Origin of the sequence: Microbacterium sp. NPDC056234 (assembly GCF_042267585.1) — a bacterium.
Taxonomy (GTDB): domain Bacteria; phylum Actinomycetota; class Actinomycetes; order Actinomycetales; family Microbacteriaceae; genus Microbacterium.
This window is the reverse complement of the sequence record NZ_JBHJTE010000001.1, coordinates 134,262-156,524: the sequence shown is the minus strand read 5'-3', so window position 1 is coordinate 156,524 and position 22,263 is coordinate 134,262. Positions and strand designations below refer to the sequence as shown.

Below are 22,263 nucleotides of genomic sequence, written 5' to 3'. Positions count from 1 at the left end.
CATGGACACCGCCGTCGCCCCCACGCCTTCGGACGTCGCCGCCGTCATCTTGGGCCGCCGAGCCCGCCGTCGACGCCACGCGACGGCGACCATCGCGCTCGCCGTGCTGCTGTTCGCCCTCGCCTCGGTCGCCCTCATGGTCGGCGACACCTTCTACACACCGAGTGAGATCATCCGCGTCATGCTCGGCGAGACGGTGCCGGGTGCATCCTTCACAGTGGGCGAGCTCCGTCTGCCGCGCACGTCGCTGGCGATCCTCGCGGGGATCGCGTTCGGCATCGCCGGCGTCTCGTTCCAGACGCTGCTGCGCAATCCGCTGGCGTCGCCCGACATCATCGGCATCACCGACGGCGCGAGCGTCGCCGCGGTCATCGGCATCATCGTGCTGTCCCTGGACGGCCCCGTCGTCTCGATGTTCGCACTCGCCGGAGCGCTCGTCACCGCCGTCGCGATCTACCTGCTCTCGAACAAGGGCGGCTTCGCCGGCACGCGGTTGATCCTCATCGGCATCGGCGTCGCCGCCATGCTGCAGAGCGTGATCTCGTATCTGCTGTCCCGCGCGGCGCAGTGGGACATCCAGACCGCGATGCAGTGGCTCGCCGGCAGTCTGAACAACGCCTCGTGGGAGCGGGTCGTCCCGCTCGCGATCGCGAGCCTCGTCATCCTGCCGGTGATGTTCGCACAGGCCCGCTCGCTGGGGATGCTGCGACTCGGCGACGACTCGGCCGCCGGCCTCGGCGTGCGGGTGACGGGCACGCGGATGCTGGTCATCGTCTGCGCCGTCGCGCTGCTCGCCTTCGCCACCGCCGCGACAGGACCCATCGCGTTCGTCGCGTTCATGGCCGGTCCCATCGCGGCCCGCATCACGGGGCCCGGGGCGAACCTGCTGCTGCCCTCGGCGCTGATCGGCGCGCTGCTCGTGCTCGGCGGTGACCTGATCGGGCAGTTCGCCCTTCCCGGTCGCTACCCGGTCGGCGTGATCACCGGCATCCTCGGGGCCCCGTACCTCATCTATCTGCTCATCCGCACGAACCGACAGGGGGCATCGCTGTGACCGCGACCCACCAGCTGAGCGCCGAGGGCGTCACACTCGCCTACGGTGACCGCACGATCATCGACGGACTGGATCTGGCGATCGCGCCGGGGAAGATCACCACGATCGTCGGCGCCAACGGATGCGGCAAGTCGACGCTGCTGCGCTCGCTGGCGCGGCTGCTGTCGCCGAAGGACGGGCAGGTCGTGCTCGACGGCAGATCCGTGCACGCCCGCCCCACCAAGGAGGTCGCCCGCATCCTCGGGCTGCTGCCGCAGTCGCCGGTCGCGCCGGAGGGCATCGCCGTCGCCGACCTCGTCGGACGAGGACGGCACCCGCACCAGAAGGTGCTCGCACGCTGGAGCGCCCGTGACTACGAGGCCGTCGCCGATGCGCTCGCCGCCACCGGGACGGCCGATCTCGCCGACCGCAGCGTCGACGAGCTGTCCGGCGGCCAGCGCCAGCGCGTCTGGATCGCCATGGCGCTCGCGCAGGAGACCGACATCCTGCTGCTGGACGAGCCGACGACCTTCCTCGACGTCGCGCACCAGGTCGAGGTGCTCGACCTGCTGACCGACCTCAGCGTCTCGCGCGGCACCACGATCGTCATGGTGCTGCACGACCTCAATCTCGCCGCCCGCTACTCCGACGAGCTCGTCGCGATGAAGAGCGGACGCGTGCATGCCACCGGAGCCCCGACCGAGGTCGTCACCAGCGATCTCGTCGAATCCGTGTTCGGCATGGCCAATCAGATCACCATCGACCCGGTCTCCGGCAAGCCGATGGTCACACCAATCGGGAGGCATCATGTCCGCTGAGACCACCACCAAGCCCAAGTCGTCGTACGTCCTCGGACGCGCCGAGGTGCGTTCCGTCGAACGGGTGTCGCCGAACTTCGTCCGCATCACCTTCGGCGGCGAGGAGATCGCCGACTTCGGCACCCCCGGTGACGTCCACGACGCGCGCATCAAGCTGATCTTCCCGCCGGCATCCGGCATCCTGGCTCCGCTGGATCGCGACACCGACGACTGGTGGGGTTCGTACCTGGCCGTCCCGGAGGACGAGCGCGGCTCGATGCGCACCTACTCGATCCGGGAGCTGCGGGTGTCGGATGCCGGAGACACCGAGGTCGTCATCGACTTCGTGCTGCACCTGGCACCGGGGCTCACCGGCCCGGCATCCCTGTGGGCGAGCACCGCGTCGGTCGGCAAGGAGCTCTTCCTCATCGGCCCGCGGCGCGGCCGTGAGGACCGCGGCGGCATCGAATACGCACCGGGGGGCGCGTCGCAGGTGCTGCTCGCGGGGGACGAGACCGCCGCGCCCGCGATCGCCCGGATCCTCGAAGACGCACCGCGGGACCTCCGCGGTCACGCGTTCATCGAGGTTCCGGATGCCCAGGACATCCTCGAGATCGACGCACCGCAGGGGGTGGAGGTGCACTGGCTGCCGCGTGGGGGCGCGAACCACGGCCTGCGCCTGATCCCCACGGTGCTCGACTACCTCGGGGATGATGACACCACGGAGATCACCGTCACCGATATCGACGGTGAGGACCTGGTGTGGGAGACGCCGGCGTACTCGGGGCTTGGGGAGGACTTCGAGGACGCCGGCGTCTCCGCCGACCGCTACTTCTGGATCGCGGGGGAGAGCGGCGTCGTCACGACGCTGCGACGCCACCTCGTGAAGGACCTCGGGATCGACCGCTCGCAGGTCGCCTTCATGGGGTACTGGCGCCGCGGCGTCGCGATGCGCGGCTGACGGTTCCCGGGGGCCGCGGGTACAGACGCACGACCAGGGAACGTCGGCACGATCCGCGCGGTGAATCGGTCGTGCATCTGTTCCCGGGTCGTGCATCTGTTCTCCTGAGATCGGCGGCTCAGCCGATCGAGCCGAAGAACGCGCGGATGTCGTCCGCGAGCAGCGCCGGCTCCTCCATCGCGGGGAAGTGGCCGCCCTCGGCGAAATCGCTCCACCGATTGACCGCGCCCCACGGGTCCATCGTGCGGCGCAGGAGCGGGTGCGTGTCGAACGCCACCCACGCGGACGGCACCTGCGCCATCACGAAGTCCAGGTCGGCATGCTCGCCCTCGTAATAGAACTGCGCGCTCGATGCGCCGCTGCGGGTGAACCAGTACAGGCTGATGCCGGCGAGCAGCTGGTCGCGGTCGACGGCGGGCGGCCGGTACCCGGCATCCGTCCTGCTCTTGAACTTCTCAGCGATCCACGCGAGCAGGGCGACGGGTGAGTCGGTCAACGCCGGGCCGATCGTGTCAGGGCGGTGGTTGTGCATCTCGAGGTATCCGCGCTCCGCTGCGCTCGACGCCTGCACCACGGCGAGCTCCGCGGTCTCCTCCTCGGAGAGCCCTTCGGAGGCGGGGAACACCGTGCCGACGAGCCCCAGCACGGCGCGGTCGATGGCGACGTGAGTGCCGATCACGCGCTCAGAGTGGACCGCACCGAGACGCCCGGCGATGCCCGATCCGATGTCGCTGCCGTGGACGGCGAAACGCTCGTAGCCGAGGCGCGTCATGATCTCGGCGTAGGCATCCGTCGTCCGTGCGAGCTCCCAGCCGGTCCCCGACAGAGGAGTGGAGAAGCCGAAGCCCGGCGGCGACGGGATGACCACGTGGAAGTCGTCGGTGAGCAGCGGCAGGAGTCGCTGGTATTCGACGAACGAGCCGGGCCAACCGTGGGCCAGGAGCAGCGGCGTAGCCTCCGTATTGGCGGAGCGGGCGTGCACGACGTGGAAGGTCTGCCCGTCGATGACCGTCGTGAACTGCTCGTGCTCGTTGAGGGCGGCTTCCTGCGTGCGCCAGTCGAATCCGTCGCGCCAGTACTCGGCGAGTTCAGTCAGGTACGACTGCGGGATGCCGCGGCTGAAGTCCGCGCGATCGTCGCGACCGGGAATGGGGAGCGGCCAGCGCGTGTGCATCAACCGGGCGCGCAGGTCGTCGAGATCGGCCTGCGGGATCTCGATGCGGAAGGGGGTGAGGGTGTCGGTCTGAGTCATGGCTTCAACACTCGCTGGGATTGCGGCAGGTTCGCTTCCGCAATCGGTGGAATGATCGAGCACATGTTGGAGACGTCCGCGCGGTTGCTGGAGCTGCTGTCGCTGCTGCAGGTTCGCCGCGACTGGACGAGCGTCGAGCTCGCCGACCGGCTCGCCGTGAGCACCAGGACAGTGCGTGCGGACATCGGACGGCTCCGATCACTCGGGTATCCCGTGGACGCGCGCCCCGGAGTTGCGGGCGGGTACCGTCTGGCCGCGGGTTCGGCGATGCCGCCGCTGCTGCTCGATGACGAGGAGGCCGTCGCGGTGGCGGTCGGGCTCGGTTCGCTCGCGACGGGACGGATCGGTATCGAGGAGACGGCGCTCACGGCGCTCGCGAAGCTCGAGCAGGTGCTCCCCTCGCGTTTGCGGCCGCGGGTCGCGGCCGTGCGCGAGGCGACGAGCGCCGTCCCGGGGCTCGAACCGCCACTCGACCTCGCGGCCCTCGGAGCGGTTGCCGCGGCGATCCGTGGTCATGAGCGGTTGCGGTTCGGGTACACCAAGCCCGGCGGCAGCGAGGAGCCACGCCACACCGAACCGCAGCGGCTCGTGAGCTGGGGCCCGTTCTGGTACCTGCTCGCGTGGGACCTCGACCGCGATGATTGGCGCGTCTTCCGGGTCGATCGCATGGTGCCGCGCGCACCGACAGGCGTGCGCTTCCGGCCACGCGCGATCGCGGAGGACGACGTCGTCCGGTTCGTCGTCGAGCGGGTCAGCAAGGCGGCGTGGAAGTACCGCGCGCGGGTGCTCGTGCACGCATCCGCTGCCGAGTTCGCGGCGAAGGTCGTGCCCATCCCCGTCGAGATCGAGGCGATCGATGACTCCACATGCCGCGCCGAGGTGGGCTCGGACAACCCCGACCGCCTCGCGCTGTGGATCGCGCAACTGGATGTCGACCTCGAGATCATCGACGGCGACGAGCTCGCGGCCGCCTTCGAGCGTCTCGCGGCGAGGTTCCGGAGGGCGGCGGGCGGGGGCGCCGAGATCCGGAGCCCCGCTGCGGGCGGCCGGTGACGTCGGCGGGCCATGGTTCGATGGACGCATGAACGACGGAAAGCGAATGCGGCAGGAGACCCGAGCGATCTGGGTCACCGCCCTCAGCTTCCTCGTCGGAACGGTCGTGGGCACGATCGTGCTGTGGGGGAACGCTCGGCCGATCGCGGGGGACGGTTCCGTCGGCATCCCCGCGGCGATCGTCGCCGGGCTGATCGCCGCAGCGGCCTTCGTCGTCAGTACGTTCCTGCATCGCCGAGGGGAGACGAAACCCATGCCGCGCTGGCAGGCCGCCGTGTCCGACGTCTCGGCTGTCGCGCTGACCATCGCGTTCGCGGGCGTCACCGCGCTGGGCGTGCTGCTCGCCGGAGAGATTCTGGGGATCGGGCTTCAGGGGCTCGAGCTTCCCGCCATCGGCGGTGGCATCCTCACCGGTGTGGCCTCGGCTCTCAGCGGACGACTGGCCTTCGGCGCGGGCATCGGGCTCGACACCGGTGACCTCTCGGGCCTGCTGTTCACCTACCTCATCATCGGGACGCTGTTCGCGATGCTCACGGCCGCCGACCCTGCCTGGTGGGAGGTGAACTTCTCGCAGCTCGGGATCGGCGCCGGCTCGTGGGCGTTCAACGGGACGCTCGTCGTGGCCGGGCTGCTCGTCGCCACTGTCGGCTCGTACATCGGACGGGATCTGCATCGCATCCTCGGTGACGAGGATCTCCGGCGGATCGGGTGGGTCGTGGTGCTCTGGGCGGCCACCGGCGTCGCACTGGCCTGCGTCGGACTCTTCCCGATCCACCGCATCGTCATCGCGCACAACATCGCAGCCACCGCGACGCTGGTGCTGTTCGTCGCGGCCGCTGTGATGACCACCGTTGCGATGCCCGGTCCGCCGGTGCCGCTGCTGTTGACGACCGTCGTGGTCGGGGTGCTCGTCGCCGTCGCGGTCGTGCTGTGCATCCCGTTCGCGCTCTACTCGGTCACGGTGCTCGAGGCGATCGTCGTGGGCCTCGGCCTGCTCTGGATGACGACGCTCGTGCGGGTTCTCGCCGTGCTGTCACCCGAGCAGTCGCGACCTTCGGCTCGCACGACGCTGCTGCGCCGGTAGTCCCGGCATCCGGATCCCGCTCCGGATGCCGGGGGCTCGCGTCACTTGGCCAGGAACGCGGTCAGCGCCGTGTTGACCTCGTCGGCGTGTGTCCAGAGCAGGCCGTGCGGAGCGCCCTCGACCTCGATGTAGTCGGCGGCGGGGACCGCGTCGTGGAAGCGACGCGCGGTGGCGTCGATCGGAAGGATGTTGTCCTTCGTTCCGTGCAGGATCAGCGTGGGCTTTCCGGCGTCGCGGACGGCATCCAAATCTCCGCGGAAGTCCTCGATCCAGGCCGGCACCACCGCGTAGGCCGCGACCGGAGCGCTGGTGACCGAGAGGTTCCAGTTGGCGGTGACGACTTCCTGGCTGATGCGGCTGCCGAGGTTCTCGTCGAGGTTGTAGAAGTCGTTGTAGAACTGCGTGAACCAGGCGTAGCGGTCGCCCTTGGCTGCGGCGGCGATGCCGTCGAAGACCTCCTGCGGCACACCATCCGGGTTGTCGTCGCGGGCCACGAGGAAGGGCTCGAGCGAGGCGAGGAAGGCGAGCTTGGCCACGCGCTCGTGTCCGTAGCGGGCGACGTAGCGGGCGAGCTCGCCGGTGCCCATCGAGAAGCCGACCAGGACGACATCGCGCAGGTCCAGGGTCTCCAGGACCGTGTTCAGGTCGGCGGCGAACGTGTCGTAGTCGTAGCCGGTGCCGACCTTGGACGACTGGCCGAATCCGCGGCGGTCGTAGGTGATCACGCGGTAGCCGGCAGTCAGCAGTTCGCGGGTCTGACGCTCCCAGCTGTGGCCGTTGAGAGGGTAGCCGTGGATGAGCACGACCGGCTGTCCGGCGCCCTGGTCCTCGTAGTAGAGCTCGATCGGTGCGCTGTTCTCCTGGCCGACGGTGATGTAACCCATGATGTCTTCCTCTCTCCGATGAGAACGGTCGTTCTCGCTGATGAATCCGACTGTAGAGAACGATCGTTCTCGTGTCAAGTAGGATGGTGCCATGGACGAGAACGAAGCGCGCGAACGCATCCTCTCCGCCGCGGAGGAGCTCTACTACCGCAAGGGATACGCCGCCGTCGGCATGGATGAACTGCGCGCGGCGGCCGGCGTGTCGCTGCGCCGCCTGTACGCGCTGTATCCGTCGAAGAACGAGATCGTGTCCGCCGTGCTGGAGCGCAAACACGGCGAGTGGGAGTCCGGGCTCTCCGAGGCCGTATCGCGCGCCGGGGGCGACCATCGCGATCGACTGCTGGCCGTCTACGGCTACCTGGAGGACTGGTTCTGCACCGACGGGTTCCGCGGCTGCGCCTTCATCAATGCGTTCGGAGAGCTCGGCGGGACCCACCCGGAGGTCGCGCGCCTCGTCCGCGATCACAAGGCCTCGTTCCAGCGTTCGATGGCAGAGCTGGTGGCGGATGCCGGCGGATCCGAGGCGCTCGCCGCGCAGCTGTCCATCCTCGCCGAGGGGGCGCAGAGCACAGCGGCGATCTCCGGTGACCCGCAGGTGGCGGTGCAGGCGCGCCGCGCCGCGGAGGTGCTCATCACTGCTGCGCTCGCCTGACGTTTCGTCCACCGGCGCCGCATTCGCTGCTGTCCGGTGGGGGTGGTCCTCGGCATCCGGCCCTGACAGGATCGGAAGCACTCACCGCACGACGGAAGGGACGACGATGTCCGACCAGGTGTTCATCTACATCGCGCTGGGGCTGTACTTCGCAGCCATGCTGCTGATCGGGTACGTGGCGTTCCGGCGCACGACCGATCACGAGGATTACATGCTCGGCGGCAGGAATCTGCCGCCGTGGGTGGCGGCGCTCAGCGCCGGCGCATCCGACATGTCCGGCTGGCTCGTCATGGGCCTGCCGGGGGCGATCTACCTGTCCGGGTTGATCGAGGCGTGGATCGCCGTCGGCCTGACGATCGGCGCCTACCTGAACTGGCTGCTCGTCGCGCCGAGACTGCGGGCGTACACCCAGGTGTCGCGCAACTCCATCACCGTGCCGAGCTTCTTCGAGAACCGGCTGCGCGACTCGTCGCGGCTGCTGCGGATCCTCGCCGGCGTCGTGATCCTGGTGTTCTTCACGCTGTACATCTCGTCCGGGATGGTCGCGGGTGGTGTGTTCTTCGAGAGCTCGTTCAACTCGGACTACCTGCTCGGGATGGCGCTCGTGGCCGGGGTCACCCTGCTGTACACACTGTTCGGAGGCTTCCTCGGGGCGTCCTTCACCGACGTCGTGCAGGGGCTCATGATGGTCGTCGCGCTGATCGTCGTCCCGGTGTCCGCGGTCGTCGCCGTCGGCGGGTTCGGAGAGGTGGGCGCGTACGTCCAAGAACTCGCGCCCGACCACATGTCGCTGCTCGGAGGCACGGCGCTGACGGGCGGTACCGTGCTCGCGATCATCTCGTCGCTGGCATGGGGGCTCGGATACTTCGGTCAGCCGCACATCATCGTCCGGTTCATGGCGCTGCGCAGTCCGCGTGAGGCCAAGAGCGCTCGCCGGATCGGGATGACCTGGATGATCGTCTCGCTGGTGGGCGCCGTGTTCTCGGGCTTCGTGGGCATCGCGTACATGGCTTCGCAGGGCATCGATCTGGCGAACCCGGAGACGGTGGTCCTGGTCATGTCGCAGACGCTCCTGCATCCGTTCGTCGCCGGCCTCGTCCTGGCGGCCGTCCTCGCGGCCATCATGTCCACGATCTCGAGTCAGCTGATCGTTTGCTCCTCGGCGCTCGTGGAGGACCTCTACAAGGTCATGCGCAAGACGCCGCCCGACGGCAAGCGCATGGTGCTGCTCGGACGGATCGCCGTGCTGGCGGTCGCGATCGTCGCGGCGATCCTCGCGCTCGTGCCCGACGACACGATCCTCGGACTGGTCTCGTTCGCCTGGGCCGGCTTCGGCGCCGCATTCGGTCCGCTGATCCTGCTCAGTCTGTTCTGGCGCAAGCTCACCAACTGGGGCGCGCTCGCGGGCATGTTCGTCGGCGCCGCCGGCGTGTTCATCTGGGATGCCGTATGGCCCGAGATGTACGAGCTGCTGCCCGCGTTCATCTGCGCGACGATCGCCGCCGTGGTGGTGAGCGTGCTCACGCATCGGGAAGGTTCTGAGCGCCAGCAGGAGATCCTGCAGGAGTTCAGCGACACCGGCGCGCTGCTCGTGGTCAACGGCGTCGGTCGCGGTGCGCGCGGGGATCGCATGACGCCCTGATGCGGAATCCGATGTCGCTTGGCCGCGGGCGTGCGGTCTCACTCTCTGTCGTTCGGCCGCGGTGTCGGCCGCTCGGGTCGCCGTTCGTGTCGCGTGCGCGTGGTCTTTCCGACACGACGTGCGACCGGAAGACGCGGGTCAGTGTACGAGCGAGCCGCCGCGGGGCGGCAGGTCGCCGTCGCGGCGTTCGATCCCACGCAGGGATGCCGCGACGAACGCCGCGATCTTGCGAGCCCCGTCGATGCGGAAGTGCGTATCGTCCGTGAGCCCATCCGGCCAGGCTGTCGTCTCGCCCGGCGCGTAGTGCGAGAGCAGCCGGGCCGACCCCTCGTCGCCGAGGTCCTCGTACAGCCATGTGGTGAACACGGACAGGTCGATCAGCGGAACGTCGAGTTCGTGGGCCAGGTCGCGGACCGCGTTGGGGTAGTCGCCGTGCGTCGGCGTGACGCGATCGCCGTCGAACCAGCGGCGTGCGCACGACGTGCACAGCACGGGGGAGGCCGCACGGGCGCGGACGTCTGCGACGAAGCGGCGCAGGCGATCCTGATAGCCGCCACGGGAAGCGAGCAGTTCCGGCTGCTTCTGGTCGTTGTGCCCGAACTGGATGAGGACCGTATCGCCCGGCTGGACGTCGGCCAGCAGGCGTTCCCAAGAGCCGGTCTCGAGGAACGATTCCGTGGTCGCGCCCCCGAACGCATGGTTGCGGGTCGGGATGCCGGATGCCTCTTCGAGGAAATGGCCCCATCCGCTCATGGGCTCTTCGGCTGGCTTCATGGGGGCGACGGTCGAGTCGCCCGCGAGGTGGTAGGTCGCAGAGGTCACGGAGCCAGTGTGCCACGGGAAACGTTTTCTTGCGAGCGCGCCTAAGGCGGAGGAAAGCGAAGATAGGGCATTCGCCCGATGTCGTGGGGGTGCCTTAGAGCGGAGTGTGGAGACATCCCAACCGAGGAGTCACCATGTACGAGCACCCGTCACTCACCATCACTGCCATGCTCCACGAGCAGGAGATGCTGAACCGTGCGGTCGAACGGCGCCGCGCGATTCTCGAACGGCTCGAGACGCAGTCGGTGCCGCGGCGCGGCTGGTTCGTCCGGGCCAAGGCAGCGCTCGGGGTTGGGCCGCGGCGGACGGTCGCCGCGGAACGTCCGTCCGCAGGAACCACCGAGCGCGCGGCTTCAGCCGCGGCGGAGCGTCCGACGGCGTGTGTCCCGTCGGTCGCCGCGTCCGACCGCTCCGCGCGGCGCATCCTGGCCGAGTGCGCGCCGGCGGACGCGGGGGTCCTGATGGCGCCGGCCCGGTGACGCCCGCACCGGACATCGTCCTGATTTCCACGCCCGATGTCCGTGGGGAGTGGCACGATGAAGACATGTCACTCGCGACGTTCACGTCGACGATGGTCGGCCGTGACGCCGATCTCGCCGATCTGATGCGTGCGTTCGAAAGGGCCGATGGCGGCGAGCCGACCGCAGTGCTCGTCGAGGGCGAAGCCGGCATCGGCAAGTCGCGGCTGGTGCGGGAATTCGAAGCGTCCGTCTCGCCGCAGGCCGATGTCCACGCCGGGTGGTTCCTCGACCTCGGATCCGCACGCACGCCGTTCGGCCCGCTGATCGGCATCCTCCGGTCGCTCGTGTCGGTGCTCGGTCCCGACGAGGCGCTGACGGCCGTCGGCGCCGGCGGCGAGGCGCTGCGCATGCTCCTTCCAGAGCTCGCCACCGAGGCGGTGCGGCGCGATCGGACCAGTCCCGAAGCGCTGCGCGACGCGATCGCCACGCTGATCGAGGCCGCAGCGGTGCACCGCCCGCAGATCATCCTCGTCGAAGACCTGCACTGGGCCGACGACTCGACTCTGGCGCTGCTGGCCTTTCTGCTGCGCACGCTCGACCGGGGGCGCGTGTTCATCCTGCTCACCTGCCGCACCGAGGACGTCCGCCGCGGTGACGCCACCAGCCGGTTCATCGCGGACGTCCGACGTGCGCGCCTGGTCGAGCGGATCGTGCTCGATCGGCTGGATGCCTCAGGTACCCGCGCCCTGGCCGAGCAGCTGTCGGGCCGAAAGCTGAGTGACGCGGCGCTGGAGCGCATGCACGAGCGTGCCGAGGGTGTGCCGTTCTTCATCGAGGAGCTCGCATGCTGCTCGGATGCGCCCCTGCCCGAAAGCCTGACCGGGCTGCTGCTCACGCGCTTCGACCGGCTCGGCGACGACGCCCGCGCGGTCGTGCGCACCGCGGCCGGAGCCGAGCGGGCACTGTCGCATCCCTTGCTCACCCGGCTGACCGGATACGACGACGATCGACTCGACACGGCGATCCGCGAGGCGACCATCAGCGGCATCCTGGTGGTCGACGACGAGCACTACCGGTTCCGCCATGCGCTGCTGCGCGAGGCGGTGCACGACGATCTGCTGCCAGGCGAGCGGGCGCGCCTGCACCGCTCGTACGCCGAGGCGCTCGAAGAGCACGGTTCCCGCAATCACGCGTCACTCGCGTACCACTGGCGGCTCGCGCAGGACCGCCGGCGGGCGCTGGCGTCGGCCATGGCCGCGATGTGGCAGGCAAAGGCCGGTTACGCCTTCGCCAGCGCCGCTCGGTTCGGTGAGCTGGTGCTGGAGCTGTGGGAGCAGGTGCCGGATGCCGAGGACGCGGCGGGCATCGACCGTGTCTCGCTGCTCATCACGCTCGGATCGGTCCTGCGCAACGCCGGCGATGACGAGCGTGCGCTCGCCGTCGTGCAGCTCGGGCTCGACGAGCTCGACGAGCAGTCGGTCGATCCGGTGCAGCACGTGCGCCTGGTGCGGGACCGGGCCAACTACCTCGCCAATCTCGGCCGTCCCGGTCCGCTCGAAGGCTACGAACGTGCACTCGCGCTCCTCGAGGAGCATGCGATCGACGACGGGCATGTGCGTGCCACCGTGCTCAATGGTCTCTCCAGCAGGCACATGCTCGCCGGACGCCTGATCTCATCGGTGATCGCGGCCACCGCCGCCGAGCGGGCGGCCGTCGCGGCGAGCGACGAATCCGAACGCGCGATCGCGCTGACCAACCGGGCGTGCTCTCTCATGCTCTTGGGCGAGGTGGCGCATGCGCAGCACGCGTTCGATGAGGCTGAGCGGCGTGCGAAGGACGGTCGGGCCGTGGTCAAGCTCCGCGTGAACCACTCCGATTCGCTGACGTTGCGGGGGCACTACCGCCGCGCGCTGCGCGTCGCGGAGGACGGATTGCGGCGCGTGCGCGAGATGGGGGTGCTGCGCAGCTCCGGCGGCGGACTCACCCAGAACATGGTCGAGCCCCTGCTCGCTCTCGGAGACATCGACGAGGCGGAGCGTCTGCTCGCCACCGTGCCGATCGGTCATGGCGTGCAGCGATCGGGGCTGTACCTGTCGACGTCGCGCATTCGTGCTCTCGCCTGGCGGGGGAGTGTCGACGAGGCCGACCAGATCAGAGACGAATGGATGCCGGCACTCCTGCGTGCGGCGGCGATGGAACGGCAGGTCTGGTATTACACGATCGAATCAGATTTCGCGCTTGCGATCGCCAGGGGTGATTGGGTTGGTGCCGTCGACGTGATCAGCCGGATGGTGGCCGACGACGACGTCGCACTGGCGAATCAGCGTCGTCTCCTGCTCGAGGGCTCCTGGGCCATCGCCGAAGCGCGCGCCGCAGGAGTCGAGGTGGGCGCCGAAGCCGCCGGAATCCGGCAGGCGTGGGACACCCAGCCTGCGGCCCTTCAGGACGCGGCCTGGACGATCGTGCTGCATTCGATGCTGGATGGGGGCGCCGCGGAGCTCGAGGCGGCGCTCGTCGCGAGCGCGGCAGACGACATGCCTGCCATCCTGCGGACTGCCGTCCGCCTCGAGCTCGCACGGGCGCTGCTGGCGGGCGGCGACCGGGCGGCCGCAGCGGGTCACCTCGCGGATGCCGAGCGCATCGCCGCCGAGATCGGCCATGACCGGCTGCAGCGGTCCGCGGCCGAACTGGCCGCCAGGACCGGTGCGCACGCGGCCGCGCCGGAGGACTCCGAGCTCACGGCGCGAGAGCGTCAGGTGCTCGAGCTCGTCGCCGAGGGGCTCAGCAACCGGCAGATCGGCGAGCGGCTGTTCATCAGCACCAAGACCGCGAGTGTGCATGTGTCGGCGATCCTTCGCAAGCTCGGCGTCGCCAGCCGAACCGAGGCCGCGCTGGTTCTCGCGCGCCGCTGAGTCGTGCGTCCCGCGGCACGGGCGACGGTGGATGAGACTCGAGGCCCGAGGGCCGGACGAGCGACCTGACACGCGCCGGAGCAGCGGACGGTCACGAGTGCCGAGATTCGCGGACCTGCCGGATAGAACGAAGATCGGCGTCTTCTGACGCAACCGAGGTTGGCGAGCCTGCGTCTATAGGTTAGGCTCTCCTAACGTGAACGCCCCCGAACCTCACGTCCCCGTCAGCGCGCTGCGCGGCGACAACCTGGCACTCGGGTACCGCAGGGATCGTGTGGTGCACGACGTGTCGTTGCAGTTGCGCCCTGGCGCCGTCACCGCCCTCATCGGTCCGAACGGCAGCGGCAAGTCCACCGTTCTGCGTTCACTCGCGCGTCTGCACCCGATCGACGAGGGCACCGTGCACATCGGTGACGCCGAGTCCCGCGCTCTCAACGCGAAGGATTTCGCCCGCACCGTCGCGATGCTGTCCCAGTCGCGTCCGCATCCGTCGGGACTCGAGATCCGTGACGTCGTCGCATTCGGGCGCCACCCGCACCGCGGCCGGTTCTCCGGAATGAGCGCTGCCGATCGCACCGCGATCGACGGCGCACTCGCGCTCACCGGCCTCACCGAGATGGCGCACCGCGCAGTCGATGAGCTCTCCGGCGGCGAGCTGCAGCGCGTATGGCTGGCCACCTGTCTCGCGCAGGACACCGGCATCCTGCTCCTGGATGAGCCCACCAACCATCTCGATCTGCGCTACCAGATCGAGACTCTCGAGCTCGTGCGCGACCTCGCCGATCGCGGCACCGCCCTCGGCGTCGTGCTGCACGATCTCGACCACGCGGCATCCGTCGCCGACGAGGTCGTGCTCGTCCACCGTGGCCGCGTGCGCGCGGCCGGTTCCCCTGAAGACGTGCTCACGTCCGAGAACCTCTCCGAGGTCTACGGATTGCGTATCGACACCGTCGTCGACGCCGAGACAGGCCACGTCCGCGTGTACCCGCGCGGGCGTCACCAAGAGCGGCGCCGCCGGGCATCCGATGCCCTGGTCGCCGCCTCGACGATCTGAACAGAGGAATGATGAAGAAGGCTCCCCTCGCCTCCCTCGCGGCGCTCGGCGTCCTCGCGCTCGCACTGTCCGGCTGCGGAACGACCGATGTCGCCGCCGAGGACACCGCGGGCCCGGAATCCGCCACCAGCGCCGAATGCTCGGCGGACGACACCGCGACCTCCACCGACCCGGTCACGCTGACCGACGACTACGGTCGCACCGTCGAACTCGACAAGCCGGCTGAGCGCGTCGCCATCCTGGAATGGCAGCAGATCGAGGACGCGCTGACGCTGTGCGTCACGCCCGTCGCCGTGGCGGATGCCGATGGCTACTCGACCTGGGACACCGCAGAGGTGCTTCCCGACGGCGTCGCCGACGTGGGAACGCGCCAGGAGCCGAACCTCGAAGCGCTGTTCGCCACCAACCCCGACCTCGTGATCGTCGAGGCATCCAGCGCGGACGATGAGATCATCGCCCAGCTCGAGGCATACGACGTTCCCGTGCTCGCCACGATCGGCGCCGACGCTGCCGACCCGATCGCGAAGATGCTCGCCACGTTCGATCTCATCGCCCAGGCGACCGGACGCGAAGAGCGCGCCGAGCTCGTCAAGGACGAGTTCGACACCTACCTCGCCGACGCCAAAGGCGAGCTCGCGGACGCCGACCTGGCCACCACCGATTTCGTCTTCTTCGACGGCTGGGTGGACGGCGGCAACGTCGCGATCCGTCCGTTCGGTCAGGGATCGCTCATCGGCGAGATCGGGGAGGAGCTCGGGCTCACGAACGCGTGGACCGGCGAGGTCGACCCGGCCTATGGCCTCGGGCAGACGGACATCGAGGGCATGGTCGCCGTCGGCGAGGCGAACCTGCTGCACACCGGCACGGTCGATGACGCCGAGGATGACTTCGTCACCGCGCTGGACAGCAACAGCGTCTGGGAGTCCCTCCCGGCGGTTGCGGAGGAGCGCGTCTACAGCTTCCCGGCCGGAATCTGGACCTTCGGCGGCCCCCGCTCGGCTCAGCAGATCATCGACGCGTACGTCGCGGCTCTGAGCAAGTGACCGTCACCGAGACGCGCGGCACGCCGGTCGAGGCGGACGCCGCGACCGGTCGGCGTGCCGCGCGCCTCGGACCGGTGGCGGCGCTGCTCGCGCTCGCCGTCCTGCTGGTCCTGGTGTCGCTGTGGCACCTGACCCAGGGCACCAGCGGGGCCGTCTTCGCGGACGAGACCGTGCTGTGGGGATCCCGCATCCCGCGACTCGCCGCCGGTGTCACCGTCGGCCTCGCCCTGGGCGTTGCCGGAACCCTGCTGCAGTCGCTGTCGCGCAACTCGCTCGCCTCGCCGGACACGCTCGGCGTCACCGCCGGCTCCTACCTCGCAGTCACGGTCGTGGCGGCGTTCGGCATCGCCGTTCCGATCTGGGCATCCGGCACGGTGGCGTTCGCCGGCGGACTCGTCGGCGCCGTGATCGTGCTCGGGCTCGCGGGCGGCGCGGCCTCCTCGACCACCCGCCTCGTCCTCGCGGGCTCCGCGCTCGCGATGGCGTTCCAGGCCGGCACATCGACGCTGCTCATCCTCTTCTCCGAAGAGACCAAGGGCCTGCTCGCCTGGGGCAGCGGCTCGCTCACCCAGCTCAATCTGGATGCCTTCCTGCAGGCCGCGCCTGTCGTCGCCCTCGTGCTCGCCGTCGCGATCCTGATGGGCCGTCGGTTCGACGTGCTCGCCCTCGGCGACGACACCGCGTCATCGCTGGGTGTTCCGATCCGCTCGACCCGAGCCGTCGGCATCCTGTTCGCCGTCGCGCTGACCGCCATCTCTGTGACGCTCGCCGGCCCACTCGGGTTCGTCGGTCTCTGCGCTCCCGTGCTCGCGCGCCTGCTCACCCGTATCGTCCCCGGACTCGCGCGCCACGTGTTCCTGCTGCCCGCCTCCGGTCTGATCGGCGCACTGGTCGTCATCCTCTCGGACGCCGTGCTTCGCGCCCTGCTCGGTGCCGAAGCGGCCATCAGCATCCCGACCGGCGTCGCCACGACGCTGCTGGGAGCCGTCGTCCTCGTGCTGATGGCGCGGAAGCTGCGGGATGCCGGGCCCACCCGTGAACCCCCGAAGGTGCGCTTCGGCGTCCGCAGTGGTTCTCGTTTCTCGACCGTCCTCGTGCTGTCGATCATCGGTGTCGGCGGGATCGTCGTGGCCGGCCTTCTTCTCGGTACGAGCATGCTGCGCACCGGCGATGTCGCGCTGTGGCTGCAGGGCGACGCCCCGCCGCAGATCGCGTTCGCGCTGTCGGAGCGTGCGCCGCGCATCACCGCGGCCATCTGCGCGGGGGCCGCCCTGGCGCTGTCAGGGACGCTCATCCAGGCCGTCAGCCGGAACCCGCTGGCCGACCCCGGCATCCTCGGGGTGACGGGTGGGGCCGGCCTGGGGGCCGTGCTGGTGGTCACGAGCGCTGTCGCCTCGACGGCCGGCATGATCGCCGCGGCCGTCGTCGGCGCGCTGCTCGCCTTCGCGCTCGTCTACATCCTGGCGTGGAAACGGGGGCTCAACGCAGACCGGTTCATCCTCATCGGCATCGGCGTCTCGTACGGAGCCACAGCGCTGACGACATTCGTCCTGCTGCGGGCGAATCCGTGGGATACCCCGAAGATCTACACCTGGCTGTCCGGAACGACCTACGGGCGGGTGTGGGAGCAGATCATCCCCATCGCCATCGTGCTGCTGATCGCTCTGCCGCTCGCCTTCGCGCTGCGCCGCGAAGAGGATGTGCTCGCGCTGGACGAGGACACCCCGCGATTGGTGGGCATCGGTCTCGAGCGCACGCGACTCGTGCTGCTCGTGACTGCCGCTGTGCTGGCGGCGTTGAGCGTCACGGCCGTCGGCGTGATCGGCTTCGTCGGGCTCGTCGCGCCGCATGCCGCTCGGGCGCTCGTGGGGGCGAAGCACTCGCGGGTGATCCCCGTCGCCGTGCTGCTGGGGGCACTGCTGGTGGGAGCGGCGGACACGATCGGGCGGACGATCATCGCCCCCGAGCAGCTGCCGGCCGGCCTCGTCGTCGCGCTGCTGGGCGCTCCGTACTTCGTCTGGCTGCTCTGGCGCTCGCGCGACGCGTAGGCGGTCACGGCGGGTGCAGCGACGTCATCCTGCCGGGGGCCACTCCTCCGCGAGGATGCCGTAGTTCATGCCGTCCATCCATTCGCCCGAACGATGCAGCGCCGTCTTGCGGCTGAACTCCTCGCGGCGCATGCCGAGGCGTTCCATGAGCCGCCACGACGGCTCGTTCGCGGCGAAGCATCCCGCGTGCACGCGGCGCAGGCCGAGACGGCCGAAGCAGACGTCGATCGCGGCACGGACGGCTTCGGTCGCATATCCACGGCCGGTGAACTCGGGCGCCAGCGCCCAGCCGAGCTCGGCTTCGACTCCCGCCGCCTGATCCGCGACCTCTCGTTGCGACCACCCATCGCCGATGCGCACCATGATGTCGCCGATGATCGGCGCATCGCCGTCCCCGCGGGGGAGGAGCGCGATCGCGAAGAGCGTGCTCAGTCGGTCGGGATCCTGAAGCCGCTCCCGGAACGAGTCGAGCGATCCGGAACCTCCGCCGAGCCAGTTGTTCACCTCGGTGAGACGGCGGTATGCCCAGATCGCGTCGAGGTCGTCCGGGCTCGCGCGGCGGATCTCCAGTCGAGCGGTGCGAACCGGCCAGGCGTCATCGGTCATCGCATCAGATTACGCGGACCGCGCCGACGGGTGTCGCATCCGGTCGCCCTCGAGCGTGCTGACGAGGCGATTCGCGCCGCCTCCCGGCATCCGCCACCGCGCACTCGGGGCGAAGCGGGCTGCGTCACAGAACCAGCCGGTAGCCCATCCCTGACTCGGTGAGCAGATGCACGGGCGCGCTCGGTTCGCGTTCGAGCTTCCTGCGCAGCTGCGACATGTACAAGCGCAGATAGCCGGAGTCGGACACCTGCTCGCTGCCCCAGATCTCCTTGAGCAGCTCCTGCCGGGTGACCAGAGCGCCGGGATGCCGCGACAGATGCTCCAGCATCCGCCACTCGGTCGGGGTCAGGTGCACCCGTTCGCCACCGCGCGTCACGGAACGCGTCGACAGATCGACCACGACATCTCCGAACGACACCATCGACTCGCCCGCAGACGGCGTCGACCGCCGCGAGAGCGCCCGAAGGCGTGCGAGCAGTTCATCCACCTGGAACGGTTTGGTGACGTAGTCGTCGGCCCCGGCATCCAACGCGTCCACCTTGTCGGCGGAGCCGGTGCGACCGGAGACGACGATGATCGGGACGGTCGTCCATCCGCGCAGCGCCTGGATGACCTCGATTCCGTCCAACCGCGGCATCCCGAGGTCCAGGAGGACGATGTCGGGGTGCGTCTGCGCCGCCAAGGCGATCGCTGCCGCTCCGTCCGCTGCGGCGACGACGTCGTACCCGTGCGCCCCGAGCGTTATACGCAGCGCACGGACCATCTGCGGATCGTCGTCGGCGATGAGCAGTTTCATCCCGCTGTTCCTCCTCCGTCGACGTCCGGCGCGGCAAGGGGGAGCGCGACGACCATGGTCAGACCACCGCCCGGGGTGTCCTCGGGGCTCAGGGTACCGCCCATGCCCTCGGTGAATCCGCGCGAGAGTGCCAGGCCCAGTCCGAGTCCGGTCGAGTTGTCCGTGTCGCCGAGACGCTGGAACGGCTGGAACATGGTCCCTTGGCGCTCGTGCGAGACGCCCACCCCGCGATCGACCACTCGGATCTCGGCTCGGCCGCCCAGCCGGCTCGTCGACACGAGCACCCGTTCGCCCTCCGGCGAGTGGCGGAACGCGTTCGCGAGGAGATTGACCAGGACGCGCTGCAGCAGCACGGGGTCCGCCTCCAGCGGCGGCAGCGCCGGATCGAGCGCGAGTTCGACGTCCGCCGGGCCGAGCGAGAGCTCGTCGAGTGCGGCGAGGATGCTTCCGCCGGCGTCCACCGACGTCGTCGACACCGCCAGAACTCCGGCCTGGACACGGCTCACGTCCAGCAGATCCGTGACGAGCGTCGTCAGCGTCGCGAGGCTCTCGTCCGCGGTGGCGAGCAGCTCTGCGCGATCAGAGGCGGAGAGCGACCCCGCCCCGCGCAGTCCTCCGATCGCGGCGACCGCTGATGCGAGCGGGCGGCGCAGGTCGTGGCTCAGGGCCGACAGCAGGGCGCTGCGCACCTGGTCCGTCTCGGCCAGCGCCTCGGCCTCGCGGGCTGTCGCGCTCAGGTCGGTGTGCTCGATGGCCGCGGTGAGCTGCGCGATGATCACGTCGAGCAGGCGTCGCGACGGCGCATCCAGCGGGCCTCCGTGCAGCTCCAGCGTGGCGCGGGGCTCACCGTTCACGCCGGCGCCGACCGGGTAGGCGGTCGATCGACCGTCCCGCAGCGGCTCGCCGTCCCGCGCGATGACATCCCCGTCGGCGGCGACCAGACGCACCCCGCTCAATCCGAACGCCTCTCGTGTGCGCGAGACGAGCGCGAGCACCGCACTCTCACCGCGGAGCACGTTTCCCGCCACCGAGGCGAGCAGCTCGGCCTCGGCCGTGGCGCGCTTCGCATCGCGGGCACGACGGGCCGCCTGATCCACGATGATGCTGACGAGGATCGCGATGATGACGTACAGCCCCAGCGCGATGGCGTGCAAGGGGTGAGCCACCGTCACCGTGTACAGCGGTGCGACGAAGAGGAAGTCCAGTGTGACGCCCGACAGGACGGCGGCGAAGACCGCGGGGCGGATGCCGCCGATGAGCGCGACGACCACGACGAGCAGCTGGTAGGCGAGCACCTCGGATGTGATCGATTCGGGGCTGCGGAGCGAGAACAGCAACCAGGAGAGCAGCGGCCCTCCGATGAGCGCGACGGCGAATCCGAGCAGCTGGCGACGCCAGCCCAGAGCGCCGCCGGTGATCCGGGGGAGCGCGGTTCGGCCTCCGGCTGCCGCGTGAGTGACGATGTGCACATCGATGTCGCCGGAGCGGCGGATGACTTCGGTGCCGACGCTCGGACCCGTCAGAGCCGCGGCGAGGCGGCCGCGCCGGCTGACGCCGATCACGAGCTGAGTGGCGTCGACCGTGTGGGCGAACTCCACCAGGGCCTCCGGCACGTCGTCGGAGACGATCTGGTGATAGGTCCCGCCCAGCGTGTCCACCAGTGACCGCTGGGCGGTCAGCGCACCGGGCACGTCGCGATGCAGCCCGTCCTGGGAGGAGACGTGAACAGCGAGCAGTTCGCCACCGGCGGACCGGGCCGCGATCCGCGCACCGCGGCGCAGCAGCGTCTCGCCCTCAGGGCCCCCGGTGAGCGCAACGACGACGCGCTCGCGCGCCTGCCAGCTGCCCTCGATCCCCTGCTCGGCACGGTAGCTGCGCAGGGCGCTGTCGACTTCATCGGCGAGCCACAGCAGCGCCAGCTCACGCAGCGCCGTGAGGTTTCCGAGGCGGAAGTAGTTGGACAGCGCCGCGTCGATGCGCTCGGCCGGATACACCAGTCCGGCCGACAGCCGATCGCGCAGCGTCTGAGGAGCCAGGTCGACGACCTCGATCTCGTCCGCGCCGCGCACCACTGCATCCGGGATGGTCTCCTGCTGCGCGATCCCGGTGATCTTCTCGACGACCGCGTTGAGAGACTCGATGTGCTGCACGTTGACGGTCGTGATCACATCGATTCCGGCATCCAGCAGCTCGTCGACGTCCTGCCACCGCTTGGGATTGCGCGATCCGGGGGCGTTCGTGTGCGCGAGCTCGTCGACCAGTGCTATCTGCGGTGCGCGCGTGAGGACGGCAGCGACGTCCATCTCGGTCAGCTCCACGTCGCGATGTCTTTCGGCCCGCCGCGGGATCAGCGGCAGCCCGGCCGCCTGCGCAGCCGTCGCAGTCCGGCCATGCGTCTCGACGAGAGCGAGGACGACGTCGACGCCTTCCTCGCGGAGCCGATTGCCCTCCGCGAGCATCTCGAAGGTCTTGCCGACGCCGGGGGCCGCCCCGAGCAGGACTCGGAGGCGGCCGCGACGCGCCGTCCGCTCGGTCATGAGCCCTCCTGCTCGTCGAGTGCGAGATTCAACTCCAGGACGTTGATGCGCTCTTCGCCGAGGAATCCCAGGTCCCGCCCTTGAATCCTAGACTCCACGAGTGCACGGACCCCCGCCTCATCCAGCCCCCGCTCGTCGGCGACGCGCGGCACCTGCAGCAGGGCGTACGCGACGCTGATGTGCGGGTCGAGGCCCGACCCCGATGCCGTCACGGCGTCGGCCGGTACGGCCTCGGTGCTCACCCCCTCCCGCGCGGCGATCGCTTGTCGCCGCTCGTCGATCGCACCGACGAGGTCGGGGTTCTCCGGGCCGAGGTTGCTCCCGGTCGAGCCGCGCCCGTCGTATCCCGCGGCAGACGGGCGGGACTGGAAGTATGCCGGAAGCGCCTCCCCATCGGCATCCGCGAAGGACTGTCCGATGAGCGCGCTGCCGACGACGGCGCCCTTCTCGTCGGCGACGGGTGATCCGTTCGCCTGCCACGGCAGCGCGAGCTGGCCGATGCCGGTGATGACGAGCGTGTAGCCGACGCCCAGGATGAGCGTGAAGACGGCCATCGCGCGGATCGCGACGCCGATGGTGCGCACGGCGGTACGGGTCGGAGACATGGGGTTCCTTTCCTGGGGACG

At 69.8% G+C, this 22,263-nt stretch carries 19 protein-coding genes; 12 read left to right on the top strand and 7 right to left on the bottom strand.

Features of this window, described 5'->3' with window-relative positions:
* The first annotated feature begins 1 nt into the window (after position 1).
* The 3 genes from ACFCYE_RS00700 to ACFCYE_RS00690 are packed head-to-tail and all read left to right on the top strand — an operon-like array spanning position 2 to position 2,791.
* A complete protein-coding gene (locus ACFCYE_RS00700) occupies positions 2–1,054 on the top strand; it encodes a FecCD family ABC transporter permease (protein ID WP_376177110.1) in 1,053 nt (350 codons plus the stop codon).
* Positions 1,051–1,851, top strand: coding sequence for an ABC transporter ATP-binding protein (locus ACFCYE_RS00695; protein ID WP_376175624.1), 801 nt, complete (start codon positions 1,051–1,053; stop codon positions 1,849–1,851). The genes ACFCYE_RS00700 and ACFCYE_RS00695 overlap by 4 nt, the downstream gene beginning before the upstream one ends.
* Positions 1,841–2,791 carry a siderophore-interacting protein gene (locus ACFCYE_RS00690; protein ID WP_376175623.1) on the top strand — a complete coding sequence of 317 codons (951 nt, stop codon included), beginning with the start codon at positions 1,841–1,843 and terminating at the stop codon, positions 2,789–2,791. Before ACFCYE_RS00695 ends, ACFCYE_RS00690 begins: the two co-directional genes overlap by 11 nt.
* 118 nt (positions 2,792–2,909) lie before the next feature.
* Here the strand turns inward: ACFCYE_RS00690 and ACFCYE_RS00685 are convergent, their stop codons facing one another.
* Positions 2,910–4,043: an epoxide hydrolase family protein gene (locus ACFCYE_RS00685; protein WP_376175622.1), complete on the bottom strand. Its 1,134-nt coding sequence runs from the start codon at positions 4,041–4,043 to the stop codon at positions 2,910–2,912.
* Between the two features lie 63 nt (positions 4,044–4,106).
* On the opposite strand from ACFCYE_RS00685, the gene ACFCYE_RS00680 reads away from it, so the two are divergent.
* Positions 4,107–5,096, top strand: a complete 990-nt coding sequence (locus ACFCYE_RS00680) for a helix-turn-helix transcriptional regulator (RefSeq protein ID WP_376175621.1) — start codon at positions 4,107–4,109, stop codon at positions 5,094–5,096.
* Positions 5,097–5,124: 28 nt separating this feature from the next.
* Positions 5,125–6,180 carry a DUF998 domain-containing protein gene (locus tag ACFCYE_RS00675; protein WP_376175620.1) on the top strand — a complete coding sequence of 352 codons (1,056 nt, stop codon included), beginning with the start codon at positions 5,125–5,127 and terminating at the stop codon, positions 6,178–6,180.
* 41 nt (positions 6,181–6,221) lie between these two features.
* On the opposite strand, the gene ACFCYE_RS00670 is transcribed toward ACFCYE_RS00675, so the two are convergent.
* A complete protein-coding gene (locus ACFCYE_RS00670; RefSeq protein WP_376175619.1) occupies positions 6,222–7,064 on the bottom strand; it encodes an alpha/beta fold hydrolase in 843 nt (280 codons plus the stop codon).
* Between the two features lie 91 nt (positions 7,065–7,155).
* On the opposite strand from ACFCYE_RS00670, the gene ACFCYE_RS00665 reads away from it, so the two are divergent.
* Positions 7,156–7,716, top strand: a complete 561-nt coding sequence (locus tag ACFCYE_RS00665; RefSeq protein WP_376175618.1) for a TetR/AcrR family transcriptional regulator — start codon at positions 7,156–7,158, stop codon at positions 7,714–7,716.
* Between the two features lie 106 nt (positions 7,717–7,822).
* Positions 7,823–9,358, top strand: coding sequence for a sodium/proline symporter PutP (gene putP, locus ACFCYE_RS00660; RefSeq protein WP_376175617.1), 1,536 nt, complete (start codon positions 7,823–7,825; stop codon positions 9,356–9,358).
* A gap of 138 nt (positions 9,359–9,496) precedes the next feature.
* Here the strand turns inward: putP and ACFCYE_RS00655 are convergent, their stop codons facing one another.
* Entirely contained in the window at positions 9,497–10,180 is a 684-nt protein-coding gene (locus tag ACFCYE_RS00655) for a rhamnogalacturonan acetylesterase (protein ID WP_376175616.1), read from the bottom strand.
* Between the two features lie 134 nt (positions 10,181–10,314).
* Here ACFCYE_RS00655 and ACFCYE_RS00650 point away from each other — a divergent pair, with 134 nt between their 5' ends.
* The 5 genes from ACFCYE_RS00650 (at position 10,315) to ACFCYE_RS00630 (ending at position 17,698) form a co-directional block, all read left to right on the top strand.
* Positions 10,315–10,659, top strand: coding sequence for a hypothetical protein (locus tag ACFCYE_RS00650; RefSeq protein ID WP_376175615.1), 345 nt, complete (start codon positions 10,315–10,317; stop codon positions 10,657–10,659).
* 65 nt (positions 10,660–10,724) lie between these two features.
* Positions 10,725–13,553, top strand: a complete 2,829-nt coding sequence (locus ACFCYE_RS00645) for an AAA family ATPase (RefSeq protein ID WP_376175614.1) — start codon at positions 10,725–10,727, stop codon at positions 13,551–13,553.
* Positions 13,554–13,749: 196 nt separating this feature from the next.
* Positions 13,750–14,607, top strand: coding sequence for an ABC transporter ATP-binding protein (locus ACFCYE_RS00640; protein WP_376175613.1), 858 nt, complete (start codon positions 13,750–13,752; stop codon positions 14,605–14,607).
* An 8-nt stretch (positions 14,608–14,615) separates the two neighbouring features.
* On the top strand, positions 14,616–15,650 hold the full coding sequence (locus ACFCYE_RS00635) for an iron-siderophore ABC transporter substrate-binding protein (protein ID WP_376175612.1): 1,035 nt from the start codon (positions 14,616–14,618) through the stop codon (positions 15,648–15,650).
* On the top strand, positions 15,647–17,698 hold the full coding sequence (locus tag ACFCYE_RS00630; protein WP_376175611.1) for an iron ABC transporter permease: 2,052 nt from the start codon (positions 15,647–15,649) through the stop codon (positions 17,696–17,698). The genes ACFCYE_RS00635 and ACFCYE_RS00630 overlap by 4 nt, the downstream gene beginning before the upstream one ends.
* Before the next feature lie 24 nt (positions 17,699–17,722).
* Here the strand turns inward: ACFCYE_RS00630 and ACFCYE_RS00625 are convergent, their stop codons facing one another.
* The 4 genes from ACFCYE_RS00625 to kdpC form a co-directional block, all read right to left on the bottom strand.
* Complete coding sequence (locus ACFCYE_RS00625) at positions 17,723–18,304, bottom strand: GNAT family N-acetyltransferase (RefSeq protein ID WP_376175610.1); 582 nt, start codon at positions 18,302–18,304, stop codon at positions 17,723–17,725.
* 124 nt (positions 18,305–18,428) lie between these two features.
* Positions 18,429–19,100, bottom strand: coding sequence for a response regulator (locus ACFCYE_RS00620; RefSeq protein ID WP_376175609.1), 672 nt, complete (start codon positions 19,098–19,100; stop codon positions 18,429–18,431).
* Complete coding sequence (locus ACFCYE_RS00615; protein WP_376175608.1) at positions 19,097–21,637, bottom strand: ATP-binding protein; 2,541 nt, start codon at positions 21,635–21,637, stop codon at positions 19,097–19,099. Before ACFCYE_RS00615 ends, ACFCYE_RS00620 begins: the two co-directional genes overlap by 4 nt.
* Positions 21,634–22,242: a potassium-transporting ATPase subunit KdpC gene (kdpC, locus tag ACFCYE_RS00610; protein ID WP_376175607.1), complete on the bottom strand. Its 609-nt coding sequence runs from the start codon at positions 22,240–22,242 to the stop codon at positions 21,634–21,636. The genes ACFCYE_RS00615 and kdpC overlap by 4 nt, the downstream gene beginning before the upstream one ends.
* Positions 22,243–22,263 lie beyond the last annotated feature (21 nt).